Here is a 12,967-nt window from a genome sequence, read left to right on the forward strand (position 1 = left end):
AGGTATGAAAAGGTTGTTCCAAGCCGTTTGCGGGCTGGGAACAGCCTTTTTTTTATGAAAAAGGACGGAGATACCCTTTTCTTGCCGGGGATAGACGAAGGAAGGGCTTTCCGGTATTATATAATCAAAGTGTTGGATTAAATAAAGGACAAGGGGTTTTATCGCGAATGGAGCATGAATCTTCCCAAAGGCAGTTAAAGCGGATCAACGAGTCCATTGTCCTGCATGCGATCCGGCAGAAGGCGCCTATCTCGCGTGCCGCTCTTGCTAGCTATACCGGCTTAAGCCCGCAGACTCTCACGAATGTCGTCCGCCGTTTCCTCGTGGACGGATTTCTGGTGGAAAGCGGAACGGAGGAAAGCGGCGGTCGCGGGCGCAGCCGGGTGCGGCTTGAGCTTTATGCGGACGGAGCTTACGCAATAGGGTTTTGTATGGAACGCGACAGCTTGTCTATGGGGCTGGTCGATCTGAAAGGGCGCGTACTGGACTATAAATGTGAATCGATTGAAGTGATGGAATCCCCGCAGCAGACGATGAAGCGTATGACCGCTTATGCTTCATCTATTCTGCAAGGTGACGGGTACGCTCCTATTCGCAGCCGGATAATCGGCATCGGTGTGGGTACACCGGGGCCCATCGATTATGATAAGGGCGAAGTGGTTTCGCCCCCCAACTATGAAGCCTGGGCCCGCATCCCGATCCGCAGCTTTCTACACGAGGAGCTTGGCTGTCCGGTTGTGATTGACAACAGTTCGACGGTGGCTGCGATCGGCGAGCATTGGGCTGGTAGATGGGGGACGGACTCCTTTCTCTATTGCTATTGGGGGATGGGGATCGGCGGCGGTCTTATAGCCGCGGATAAAGTTTACCGCGGGCAAAGCGGGAATGCCATCGAATTGGGACATATCGTCGTGGAGAGCCGGGGGCGTGCTTGCCAATGCGGCGGACAGGGCTGCCTGGAGGCTTACGCATCTATTCCCGCTCTTCTGCGTGAAGCATCGGCTTACGGCGAATTCAGGGATTTCGGCCAGCTGCTGAAAGCGGCAGAACCCGGAACGGTACTCAGAGAAATACTGGATCGTGCTGCTGAATATATGGCTCAGGCGATGGTTACGGCCATTAACCTGCTGGATGTGGATTTCATTGTTCTGGGCGGGGATCATGTTCATTTGGCGGCGGAGATTTTTCTGCCGGTCATGAAAAGAAGGATAGCGGAGCAGCCGCTGAGGGCCAAGGTTGCCGCCGCGCGGGTCGGGGTCTCTTCCTTGAAGCAGGAGGCCGGAGTAATCGGCGCCGCTTCGCTGGTTTTTCATGAGCTGCTGCTTGGCCAATAGAATAAGGGGAGGTTGAATGAGATGAAAGATAGAGTCCACTTGCTTGCCGGAATCGATATTGGCGGAACCAAATGCGCGGTCAGCCTGGGGTTGGCGCGGAAGGATGGCATCGATATCCTTGCCAAGGAACGATTTGCAACGCCTTCTTCACCGGAGCTAGCTCTCCTTCGATTCGAGGAAACATTAAAGCAGCTGCTCCAAGGGCTGGAGGGGGCGAATGGGGAAGGCAAGCCGGTGCTTGCGGGAATTGGTATCAGCTGCGGCGGACCGCTGGACAGTAAAAAAGGGCTGATCCTGTCTCCGCCCAATCTGCCGGGGTGGGATAGAATCGATGTGGTTGGTTATTTTACCGAACGGTTTGAGGTTCCTGCAGGACTGCAAAACGATGCCAATGCCTGTGCCGTTGCGGAATGGAAATGGGGCGCAGGACAGGGACTGGACAATGTGATCTTCCTGACCTTTGGGACCGGAATGGGCTCTGGGCTCATTCTGAACGGCCGATTGTATTCAGGAACCAACGACATGGCCGGTGAAGTCGGACATCTAAGAATCGAAGACGAAGGTCCAATCGGCTATGGAAAAGAAGGCTCGTTTGAGGGCTTCTGCAGCGGTGGCGGCATCGCCCAGCTCGCGCAGGGAAAAGCCATTATCGCCCATGTCAAAGGAGAACATCCTGCCTACTGTCCGCAGCCGTCGGATCTTGCAGCAGTTACAGCGGAACGTGTGGGCTTGGCCGCGCAGCAGGGAGACCCGCTTGCAATTGAGGTATTCCGCCTGGTGGGACGCAAGCTCGGCAAAGGACTGTCCGTATTGATTGATTTGTTGAATCCACAGCTTATTATCATAGGCAGCATCTATGGCCGCCAGCAGGCGCTGCTGGACGAAACGCTTTACGATGTGCTGAAGGCGGAAACATTATCGCATTCTTTGGAGGTTTGCCGCATCGTTCCCGCTGCACTTGGCGAACAGATCGGGGATTATGCGAGTTTATCGGTGGCAGCTTATCAATTGGAACAACAAAGAGAGGGGTACTAATCCATGACTAATAATGCTTTTACTTCCCTTACAGACAAATATCCGGAGCTTGCCGTCTGTTTGCCCGATATTGTGAACGCGTATGAACTGCTTGAAGGCAGCTACAGTGCCGGTGGTCAGGTATTGGTTTGCGGCAATGGAGGGAGTGCTTCCGACAGCGAGCATATCGTCGGTGAGCTCATGAAGGGCTTTATGCAGAAGCGCCCGGTTCCCGATTCGTTCCGCGAAGAGGTTGGCGCTTTGTTTCCCGGAGAAGAAAGGGAGATATGCGATAATCTTCAGGGCGCGCTCCCCGCGATATCGCTGGTCAGCCATACAGCATTGATGACGGCCTTCATGAATGATGTGTCGGCGGATATGGTATTTGCCCAGCAGGTTTATGGCTACGGCAGGCGCGGCGACGCGGTGATCGGCCTCAGCACCTCCGGCAATTCCCGCAACGTAATCCGCGCATTGCAGGTGGCCAAAGCCAAGGGGTTGAAAACGATAGGGCTGACCGGCCGGGACGGCGGGAAAATGAAGGGGCTTTGTGATGCTGTTATCTGTGTTCCCAAGGACAGTACGCCGGATATTCAGGAGCGGCATCTGCCTATTTACCATGCTCTTTGCATTGCTCTGGAGGAACGTTTCTTCGGCTAGATTGGTCAAGCGCAGCCTGGACAGGAAGAAAACCGGAGTTACAACTCCGGTTTTCTAATTCTCAGCCGAAAGCTCATCCAGTGTCTTGCTGAAACTGGGTGCCATATGTGTCAGAAACCAGTCGATTTCCGGCATTCTCATCTGGGTCAAGGACTGCTCGATCTGTCCCTTGGCTACGGCAAATTCCCGGTTGCCCGAGGAGAGCTCCGACAAGCATTTGATATAAGCGTCAAGCAGATCGGCCGCCTTCAGGATTTTCAGCAGCTCCTGCTCCTCCATAGCTGCTTGCGGTGGCAGAGTGGTCTCCTGACCCGCTGAGTCCGTCTTTGAGACGTCTGCAGAAGGGGGATTCCGGTAAGCTGCTTTTCCCGTGACCAGTGGCGCATAAGCCGGCTTGAGCGCTTGGGGCACCATGCCAATCAGCCGTTCAGCAGCCATAGCCTCCAGCTCCCGGAAGTTCGCCAGCATCCTTGGGTTGTGGTGTTTGACAGGCGTGGGAATATCTCCGGTGAACACTTCTGTGGCATCGTGAAACAGCGCCATCGACGCAGCTCTGTCCGCATTCAGCTTGCGGCCGAAAATGCGGTTGCCAACCTCACACAGCATGTGGGCGAGTAGGGCGACATGATAGGAATGCTCGGCGACATTCTCACGCGTGGTGTTGCGCATGAGGCTCCAGCGTTCAATGTATTGCAGGCGGTATAAATAAGCGATGAAATGACTGTCCATATCCGTTAAACACTCCTTGGGAAACGATATGCCGCGAAAGGCTGACTATGTTATTATATAGTTAAAAAACATACGCGACCAGTGAGAGGAGACAGCACTTATTTATGCATCATTTCGAAGAAAGCGTCTATAAACTTATTGTGGAAACCTCAACCAATCTTCCCGGGGACGTGCGTAAAGTCATCCAGGCGGCGCAGGAAGCCGAAGACCGTGCCACACGGGCCGGCTTATCGCTCTCCACCATCGCTACCAATATCGAAATGGCTGAAACCAAAGTATCACCAATATGTCAGGATACCGGCATGCCGACTTTCATTGTGCATACGCCTGTTGGTGCCAATCAAATAATAATGAAGCAGCAGATCCGCAGCGCCATTGCCCGCGCCACCAAGGACGGCAAGCTGCGGACGAATTCCGTCGATTCCCTGACGGGCGCGAACACCGGCGATAACCTCGGACCGGGCACGCCTGTTATTCATTTTGAGCAGTGGGAAAAGGAAGATATCGACGTTCGTCTTATTCTTAAGGGCGGCGGCTGCGAAAATAAAAATATTCAATACAGCCTTCCGACGGAGCTTGAAGGACTGGGCAAAGCCGGACGCGATCTGGACGGCATCCGCAAATGCGTGATGCACGCGGTGTACCAGGCCCAGGGCCAAGGTTGCAGCGCCGGGTTTATTGGCGTGGGCATCGGCGGCGACCGCACGACAGGATACGAGCTTGCCAAGCAGCAGTTGTTCCGGCATGCCGACGATATGAATCCGGATCCCGAGCTAAGAAAGCTGGAGCATTATGTCATGGAAAATGCCAATAAGCTGGGTATCGGCACGATGGGCTTCGGCGGCCAGGTCACCTTGCTGGGCTGCAAAGCAGGCGTTATGAACCGGCTTCCAGCCAGTTTCTTCGTTTCCGTCGCCTACAACTGTTGGGCTTACCGCCGTCAAGGCGTACTGCTCAATGCTGATTCCGGCGAGATCCGGGAGTGGATTTATCCAAGCGGCTCGGACACGCCTATGGTATCCCAGGCTGCGGATGCAGCAGCCGAAGCGGTTACAGGGCAGGAGGAGCGCCGCGAGGTCGTGCTGAACACGCCGTTTACGGAAGAGCAGATGCGCAGTCTGAAGGTAGGCGATATCGTCATTATCAACGGCGAAATGCATACCGGCCGCGATGCGCTGCACAAATATCTGATGGATCACGACGCCCCTGTCGATTTGAACGGCGCGGTTATTTACCACTGCGGTCCGGTTATGCTAAAGGATGAGACAGGCTGGCATGTGAAGGCAGCCGGGCCGACTACGAGCATCCGCGAAGAGCCTTATCAAGGCGATATTATCAAGAAGTTCGGGATCCGCGCCGTTATCGGCAAAGGCGGTATGGGACCCAGGACGCTGGCAGCTCTGCAGGAGCACGGCGCGGTTTATTTGAATGCCATCGGCGGAGCGGCGCAATATTATGCCGAATGTTTTAAACAGGTTAACGGTGTCGATTATATGGAATTTGGCATCCCTGAAGCGATGTGGCATCTCAAGACGGAAGGATTTGCCGCGATCGTTACCATGGATGCGCATGGCAACAGCCTGCATGCGGATGTTGAACAAGATTCCCTAGCCAAGCTTAAGCAGTTCAAAGAGCCTGTATTCGTTTAACGTTTCGCTTTAAGGCTTTATGCAGCAACCGCGCGCGGCTATAGGTCAGGCCGTGAATAGGCAGATAATTTATTGATCCCGGGATGGACCGATCCCCGGGATTTTTTTCCTTCATGCAGAAGGCTTTTACAAAAGCTTAACAATGGAGCACTTGGCAGGGAGACCTTCCGGCAGGTACGATGGAGGCTGAAGAAACGTTGGGGGTATAACGAAAATGAATAGCTTTCGCACACGGCTGACCCTGATTATGATTACCTTGATCGGTCTCTCTGTTCTGACGGCAGGCCTCTTTATGGGCAAAACGTTCAAGAATAACCATCTGGATGCGCTTGAGGATAATATGGTGCGCGAGATGAAGATCATTTTGGACAGGATGGATTGGCGCGAGGGAAGGCCTGATGCCCTGTACAGCTACTACACCCAGGAAGCCATCCGCTTGAGAGATATTACCGATTCCCGGGTTACGTTCATCAATGGCACGGGGGTGGTCCTGGGGGATTCCGATCACGATCCCCAAACGATGGATAATCATCTGCAGCGCCTGGAAGTCCAGGAGGCGGAAAAATCCGGTGTCGGCAGAACCATCCGCTACAGCGAGACCCTTAATCAAAATCTGCTTTATGTTGCAATGCTTGTTGATCCGGATCGTCCGGAAACGGGAATTATCCGGCTTGCGATCAGCCTTCAGGAGGTGGATGAAAGCATTGCGCGCATCTGGACGACGTTATTGATTGGACTGCTGATCCTGTTCATCGTGGCGGTATTTATCAGCTTCCGTGTCGCCAGAGGGCTGACAAGGCCTCTGGAGCAGATCACGCGCGTCTCCAAACGGATTAAAAATCTCGATTACCGGGCAAGAGTAACGGTAAAGGGCAGCGATGAAATCAGCGAGCTGGGACTGGCTATCAACGCCATGGCGGACGGATTGCAGATACAGATGGAACGGATCCATCAGAACGAGAGCCAGTTGGCCAGCGTCCTGGACAACATGATTGACGGTGTGGTCATGATTGACCGGAATGGTCGGATTGTGCTGCTCAACCGCTGTGCCGAGGAGATGCTGGGCTTCTCATCCAGGGAACTGGTTGGCCGGGATTATGTCGAAGCGAAGCAGCAGTACGAGCTCCTGCAAATTATTCAACACGGTCTGGAGCGAAGAGAGCATCTGCGCGAGGAGATCACGTTTTATTTTCCCGAAGAACGCCTGCTTGATCTTAATCTGGTGCCGATTATTCAGGATGATGAATTCGGCGGGGTGCTGCTTGTTCTTCAGGATGTATCGGCCATTCGCCGTCTGGAGCGGATGCGCAGCGAGTTTGTGGCGAATGTTTCCCATGAACTGAAAACGCCGATTACAGCAGTAAAAGGCTTCGCTGAAACGCTGCTGGGCGGGGAAGTGGATGATCCGGAGACAGCACGCTCCTTTCTGCAAATTATTTTTGACGAGAGCGACCGTCTGAACCGGCTGATCGGGGATATTCTGGAACTGTCCAAAATTGAATCGCGGCGCATACCGCTGCAGTTCTCGCCAGTTGAACTGACGTCCTTTATTGGCAAATCCATCAAGCTGATGTCGGCGGAGGCCGCCCGCAAGGATATTGAAGTAACCCTGAAAGCCGAGCCCGGCATCTATGTGGAGGCGGATGAAGACCGTCTGCGGCAAATTATTATGAATCTGCTTGCCAATGGGATCAGCTACACGCCCGATGGCGGGCATGTGACCATTGTGGTGAAGCCGGTAGCAGGTACCCAATATGTATCCGAGGGAGAAGACTACGATCAGATCCATATTTCCATATCGGATACGGGCATCGGCATTCCAAAGAAGGATTTGCCGCGCATCTTCGAGCGGTTTTACCGGGTAGACAAAGCCCGTTCACGCGGATCGGGTGGAACAGGACTCGGCTTGTCGATCGTGAAGCATCTGATTGAGCTGCATAAGGGCTCTATAACGGTGGAGAGCACGGTCGGAGCCGGTTCAACCTTTACGATTATATTGCCGGTGCTGCAGTAAACCGGCGCCTCTGATTAAGGCGCTGGACGTTTCTTCTCCATGAATGATATGATGGATGAATAAGTATCTATATGAAAGTGAACCGCACATTTAATGAATAATGTGTGGAGGCTGGGGGTCAATATGTCGCAAAAAGTGCTGGTCATTGAAGACGAACCGACACTGGCGAGACTGCTCTCCTACAATTTAACGCAGGAAGGGTACGATACGACAGTTATCGACCACGGTGCTGAAGGTTTGCAACTCGCGCTGCAGCGTTCGTTTGAATTGATCATTCTGGATATTATGCTGCCGGGAATGAATGGTTTTGAAATCTTGACTAGACTGCGCCAGAGCGGCAACCGCACACCTGTTATTGTGCTGACGGCACGAAATGCCGAAGAAGAGGTTGTGCAGGGGCTTAAGCATGGCGCGGATGATTATATGACCAAACCATTTGGAGTGGCGGAGCTGCTGGCACGGGTATCCGCTGTGCTTCGCCGGACCAGCCAGGATGAAGGTAAACCGAGCGAAACATCAGGCAAAGTCATTACGGCGGGCGATTTGTCCATTTATCCGGAGCGTTATGAGGTTGTGCTGGATGGGGAGTCCATTCCTCTTCGTCCGAAGGAATTTGAGGTGCTGCTCTATCTGGTGCAGCGTCCGGGGATGGTCATCACGCGTGATGATTTGATGAACGTGGTATGGGGCTTCGATTATATCGGCGGTCAGCGTACCGTAGATGTCCATGTCAGCTCGCTCCGCAAGAAGCTGGAGCTTGGTCAGCAGTCGGTTCAGATTGAATCCATTCGTGGTGTGGGTTACAAGCTGGTTATGCCAAAAAAGCTCGGATCTCCGAAAAAATAATCGGTAATCCGGGCTTTTCTTGTGCGGTTAATTGCGATTCCATGCGAGCATCCGCTTCTGGAACTGTTTGGGCGAGCAATCATTATATTTTTTAAACATTTTATAGAAATGGGCCATATTGGGCATGCCAATATGGTCGCCTACCTCGGACACACTCAGGTCCTTGGTCAGAAGTATCCGTTCCGCCCATTTGATTTTACGGTAATTAACGTATTCCGTGAATGATAAGCCGATCGCTTTCTTGAAGAACTTCACAAAATAATAATAGCTCATATTGGCCATTTTGCTGACTTCCTCCACCTGAATGCGGTCCGTCAGATTAGCTTCTACGAAATCCAGCACATTGCGAAGACGCGCCCGGTCAAAATCCTCGCGCTCGGCAAGCACCTTCTTCGTATCACTGCGGATCAGCAGCAGGAGCAGTTTCTTAATGATCATGCTGACGGCAAGCTCATAGCCGGTTTGCTTGAAAGTGACTTCTTTCAGGATGGCACGGATGCAGTCCGCTGCTTCCTTATTGGCCTTATCGTTATCCCGGAATATATAATTTGCCCGGCTGAGCGGGTTTTTCGTTTCGGAGAAGAACCGCATATAAGGCATCGTGCTATGATCAAAAAATTGTTCAATATCAAACTGGAGCACATTGTAGTTAAGCGGAACGCCCACGCTGCGGTCCCGATGAAGCTCGTTGGAACCGATGATAGCAACATCGCCCGCTTCCAGACGCACGGACTTCTCATCAATGTTAACATCCAGAATCCCCTCATTGACCAGCAGCAATTCAATCTCCCTGTGGTAGTGCCAATTTATAGTGAAATCATGATTACGCTGGGATTGAAATACTTTTGTCGACAAAAGAGGGTTTTCATAAGCAACTTTTTCATTATAAACTTCCACAATACCATCCCTTCGACGACAAAATAACATAAAAGCAGCGCCATTCCGAAGCTGGTTTTTTATAGCCGTAATCGTCTATACTTATTCTAGTGTTTGTTGTGTCATGAAACAAGCAGCATGTAATAAAAATATATATTTTCCCACCTATGGAGGTAGAATCAATGTCGAAGTTACGTATTGGCATCATCGGCTGCGGCGGTATCGCAAACGGTAAGCATTTGCCAAGTCTTTCAAAGGTTCAGGAAGCTGAAATTGTCGCATTTTGCGATATCGTTGTTGAACGTGCCGAGGATGCTAAAGCGAAATACGGCACATCCGAAGCTAAAGTATACACGAATTACCATGAACTGCTAAGCGATCCTTCTATTGATGTCATTCACGTTTGTACGCCGAATGATTCCCATGCGGAGATTTCGATTGCTTCCATGGAAGCTGGCAAGCATGTTCTTTGCGAGAAGCCAATGGCTAAAGTGGCTGCAGATGCCCGCCGTATGCTGGAAACTTCACAACGTACCGGCAAGAAGCTGAGCATTGGCTACAACAACCGTTTCCGTTCCGACAGCCGTTACCTGAAACAGCTTTGTTCCGAAGGCGAGCTCGGCGAGATTTACTACGCACGCGCTCATGCTATTCGTCGTCGCGCTGTTCCAACATGGGGCGTGTTCCTTGACGAAGAAAAACAAGGCGGCGGTCCGCTTATCGATATCGGTACACACGCATTGGATCTTGTTCTGTGGATGATGGACAACTACAAGCCTAAAGCGGTTCTTGGACGCACTTATCACAAGTTGTCCCAAACTGAGAACGCGGCTAACGCTTGGGGTCCTTGGGATCCTAAAGAATTCACCGTTGAAGATTCCGCATTTGCCATGATCACTATGGAAAATGGCGCATCGATCGTGATCGAGTCCAGTTGGGCGCTCAACACGCTTGATATCGATGAAGCGAAAGTTTCGCTTTCCGGTACCAAAGCAGGTGCGGACATGAAGAACGGTCTGCGCATTAACGGCGAGAAAAACAGCCGTCTGTATGTGAATGAAATTGAATTGAACAGCGGCGGCGTTGCTTTCTACGATGGCGCAAGCGAAGATCCGGCTGAGCTGGAAATGCGCACATGGGTAGACGCGGTTCTTAATGATAAAGATGTTCTCGTGAAACCGGAGCAAGCTCTGGTAGTTTCCGAAATTCTTGAAGCGATTTATGAGTCAGCACGTACCGGCAAAGCTGTTTATTTCGACTAAGTTTAACAGCTTTAGTCAAGAAATCAAGCTTTGTTTTTCTTAAAGGAGTTGGGCAGTGTAAGAAACTGCCCAACCCTTTTTTCTTTTCCGGTTTACACCGAAGCCTTGCACGAAGTATTGCGGCTTCTATTTTAAGGAAGAGTCGGTCAGGAGGGGTGTGGGATAGGAAGATATAGTGGAGAACATGAGTCCGGAAGTTATAAGAAGGATTTTCCTTGCCGGAGAGCCGAATAGGACACCGAAATGATAAAAAAGCGCTGTAAGAGGGTTTTTCCTGCTTAGAGTCTATTCCTGTATGCCAAACGGAATATAAAAGGATTTTCCTTGCTGGAGAGCTGAATAGGACACCGAAATGATAAAAAAGCGCTGTAAGAAGGTATTTCCTGCTTAGAACCCGTTCCTGTACGCCAATTGGAATGTAAGAAGGTTCTTCCTTGCTGGAACTGCAGCGCTCAGAAAGCCAGCAGCACATAGCCTTGAGGGGCAGGTCTGTGGTTGAAACCGCCAATTTACTAGGAGAATAGGGTCCGCCGATATGCGGCGGTTTAATCGTTAAGAAGCCGGGAACTCTCAGCTGTCTAGCCCCGATTTTCCTTTCGTTGGGCAATTTCGTTGCTGACGACATACCCGAGCTCCTCGTTATCAAACATCGATAGCAGTTGAAGCAGCGCATCATCCGGGATTTCGGGGGAATTCTCCTTCGGAAGGGCCTGAGAGATAGCGCCTTGCAGGGCAGGATTGGCGGCCTGCTGTGGGTAAGCGCGTGTATATAATTCTTCCGGATCCAGATCATGATTGATGCACCACTGGGCAAAAGCATCCACCATCATCTGCTCGTCGCGCCGGTAATTTGCAGCAATCCATTCTTCTATTTCTTTGCGGTCCATGTGAGCACTCTCCTTATATGGGGCTATTATAACATAAGAATGCCCTCCCTAAATCCCTCCATTGGAGGGACCCCAAGGGCTTCCAGCCCTCTGGACACCCGGCATGACAATGGTGTTCCGATTGATCTTTATTCAAAAGTTATACAATCTCTGGCTCGCGCTTATTATGTTATCCGGCGTATGGATTCTGCTATGGTATGAAGGCGCTCCCCACATATCGGAGAAGCGCCTTCCCACATGCTATACCATCCATTCAGAGCTACGAGCCGCGATAAATTTCCATCCAGCCCTCATTTTCCTTTATCGGTTCAAAGCCGAAATTGGCATATAACCCCTGTGCATCTATGGTTACGAGAAGAAATCTCCGCAACCCTTGTAAATCCGGGTGATCTACGATGAGCTGCATCATCCGTTTGGACAACCCTTGACCCCGATATTGGTCTATTACAAATACGTCTGTTAAGTAAGCGAAAGTGGCGCAATCCGAGACGACTCTGGCGAATCCGACTAACTGCCCGTTGTCCGACGAATCGTACGCACCGACCACGACAGCCGAATGGGCGATGGCCCGTTGGAAGGCATCCAGCGTCATGGCTTTCGCCCAGTACATATTTTCGTGAAGATACCAATAGGCGAAAGGCAGATCCAGCAGGCTGCGATCCGTCGATATTGCAAGGCTGTCCATATCTATATTCGACTTGCTCATAGCCAATCACCATCCTCAGGAATATCGACTTGAGCCAGCAAATTCTCTTCGGACAGCCGAGACCGTAGGACATCCCTCGTCACCATACAATGATTAATCGTATTCATATGGACAGCAATGACTCGGGTATATGAGGCATACTGGACCAGTTCGATTAAGTCGTTCTCATCCATCGTAATCGCATCGCCAATTACGAATTTCGCTCCCCCCGCATTGACGATCGTCGTATCCGGCTTATAGGTATCGAGCGCATGCTTCACATCCTCGCACCATATCGTATCGCCGGCTATGTAAAGCGTGGGCTCGCCATCTGCTTGGAGAACGAAACCTGACACCTGTCCCATTTTCCGTCCGATCTCGCCCGTACCATGTTGTCCACCCGTACGATGGATGGTTACGCCTTGGTACGAAGCGGTAGTGTGGATCTCCGCAATATTGGAAAAGCCGGATGAGCTAATCGAATTCTTATCTCCCGGTTGGCAGAATATCACCGATGATTTCGGTAACAATTGCGCCGCCGCTTCATCCCAATGGTCGCGGTGCAGATGCGTAACGAGGATGGCGTCTGGGGCGAGCCAATGATCTAATGTTCCAGGCAACGGAACAAGCGGATTGCGCCGTTCATCTCCAGAATTGGCAATCGGCGGGTTGACCTCTTTGTCGCTGAACATAGGGTCGATCAGGAAGGTCACTCCTGCATATTTCAGCCATAGGGTTGCATGGCGAACGAGTTGGATTTTCATACACGCCTCCGTTTCAATGATTCGCGGCCGTCATTTAGCAACCTTTTTCCCATAAGCCATATGGCCAGACCTGTTCCCCAGAGGACCAGAGCAGATCCGAGACCAACTACAGACATGTATGCAAGGACAGGATATCCTCCCATCGTTATCTCCTCAGGAACGAATAACCATGTGATGGTGGCGATTAGACAGAGGAGTACACCCGTATAATGATACAAACTAACTTGAAACAGGGGGGCCAGCGGGA

The 12,967-nt window shown here is 51.6% G+C and carries 12 protein-coding genes; 7 read left to right on the forward strand and 5 right to left on the reverse strand.

Annotated elements, in window-relative coordinates:
* The first annotated feature begins 167 nt into the window (after window positions 1-167).
* Genes IEY46_RS02450 through IEY46_RS02460 form a run of 3 tightly spaced genes read left to right on the forward strand, consistent with a single transcriptional unit; the run spans window position 168 to window position 3,008 of the window.
* On the forward strand, window positions 168-1,334 hold the full coding sequence (locus tag IEY46_RS02450; protein ID WP_188988792.1) for an ROK family transcriptional regulator: 1,167 nt from the start codon (window positions 168-170) through the stop codon (window positions 1,332-1,334).
* Window positions 1,335-1,355: 21 nt separating this feature from the next.
* Complete coding sequence (locus IEY46_RS02455) at window positions 1,356-2,369, forward strand: ROK family protein (protein ID WP_188988794.1); 1,014 nt, start codon at window positions 1,356-1,358, stop codon at window positions 2,367-2,369.
* Window positions 2,370-2,372: 3 nt separating this feature from the next.
* Window positions 2,373-3,008 carry a D-sedoheptulose-7-phosphate isomerase gene (locus IEY46_RS02460; protein ID WP_188988796.1) on the forward strand — a complete coding sequence of 212 codons (636 nt, stop codon included), beginning with the start codon at window positions 2,373-2,375 and terminating at the stop codon, window positions 3,006-3,008.
* Window positions 3,009-3,062: 54 nt separating this feature from the next.
* On the opposite strand, the gene yfbR is transcribed toward IEY46_RS02460, so the two are convergent.
* The gene (gene yfbR, locus IEY46_RS02465) at window positions 3,063-3,737 is read right to left on the reverse strand and encodes a 5'-deoxynucleotidase (protein WP_188988798.1); all 675 of its coding nucleotides are present in this window, start codon (window positions 3,735-3,737) and stop codon (window positions 3,063-3,065) included.
* 104 nt (window positions 3,738-3,841) lie between these two features.
* Here yfbR and IEY46_RS02470 point away from each other — a divergent pair, with 104 nt between their 5' ends.
* From IEY46_RS02470 to IEY46_RS02480, 3 genes are all read left to right on the forward strand, one after another.
* On the forward strand, window positions 3,842-5,386 hold the full coding sequence (locus IEY46_RS02470) for a fumarate hydratase (RefSeq protein WP_188988800.1): 1,545 nt from the start codon (window positions 3,842-3,844) through the stop codon (window positions 5,384-5,386).
* A gap of 214 nt (window positions 5,387-5,600) precedes the next feature.
* On the forward strand, window positions 5,601-7,400 hold the full coding sequence (gene pnpS, locus IEY46_RS02475) for a two-component system histidine kinase PnpS (RefSeq protein WP_188988802.1): 1,800 nt from the start codon (window positions 5,601-5,603) through the stop codon (window positions 7,398-7,400).
* A gap of 123 nt (window positions 7,401-7,523) precedes the next feature.
* Window positions 7,524-8,246 carry a response regulator transcription factor gene (locus IEY46_RS02480; RefSeq protein WP_188991619.1) on the forward strand — a complete coding sequence of 241 codons (723 nt, stop codon included), beginning with the start codon at window positions 7,524-7,526 and terminating at the stop codon, window positions 8,244-8,246.
* 27 nt (window positions 8,247-8,273) lie between these two features.
* Here the strand turns inward: IEY46_RS02480 and IEY46_RS02485 are convergent, their stop codons facing one another.
* Complete coding sequence (locus tag IEY46_RS02485) at window positions 8,274-9,173, reverse strand: helix-turn-helix domain-containing protein (protein WP_268239477.1); 900 nt, start codon at window positions 9,171-9,173, stop codon at window positions 8,274-8,276.
* A 131-nt stretch (window positions 9,174-9,304) separates the two neighbouring features.
* Here IEY46_RS02485 and IEY46_RS02490 point away from each other — a divergent pair, with 131 nt between their 5' ends.
* Window positions 9,305-10,384 (forward strand): Gfo/Idh/MocA family protein, encoded by a 1,080-nt coding sequence (locus IEY46_RS02490; protein ID WP_188988806.1) that lies wholly within the window; start codon window positions 9,305-9,307, stop codon window positions 10,382-10,384.
* Between the two features lie 578 nt (window positions 10,385-10,962).
* Here the strand turns inward: IEY46_RS02490 and yxiS are convergent.
* The 3 genes from yxiS to IEY46_RS02505 form a co-directional block, all read right to left on the reverse strand.
* The gene (yxiS, locus tag IEY46_RS02495) at window positions 10,963-11,271 is read right to left on the reverse strand and encodes a protein YxiS (RefSeq protein ID WP_188988808.1); all 309 of its coding nucleotides are present in this window, start codon (window positions 11,269-11,271) and stop codon (window positions 10,963-10,965) included.
* 259 nt (window positions 11,272-11,530) lie between these two features.
* Window positions 11,531-11,977 carry a GNAT family N-acetyltransferase gene (locus IEY46_RS02500; RefSeq protein WP_229750017.1) on the reverse strand — a complete coding sequence of 149 codons (447 nt, stop codon included), beginning with the start codon at window positions 11,975-11,977 and terminating at the stop codon, window positions 11,531-11,533.
* Window positions 11,974-12,720 carry an MBL fold metallo-hydrolase gene (locus tag IEY46_RS02505; RefSeq protein ID WP_188988810.1) on the reverse strand — a complete coding sequence of 249 codons (747 nt, stop codon included), beginning with the start codon at window positions 12,718-12,720 and terminating at the stop codon, window positions 11,974-11,976. Before IEY46_RS02505 ends, IEY46_RS02500 begins: the two co-directional genes overlap by 4 nt.
* Between the last annotated feature and the right edge of the window lie 247 nt (window positions 12,721-12,967).

Source organism: Paenibacillus nasutitermitis (assembly GCF_014641075.1).
Classification (GTDB): Bacteria; Bacillota; Bacilli; order Paenibacillales; family Paenibacillaceae; genus Paenibacillus_Z; species Paenibacillus_Z nasutitermitis.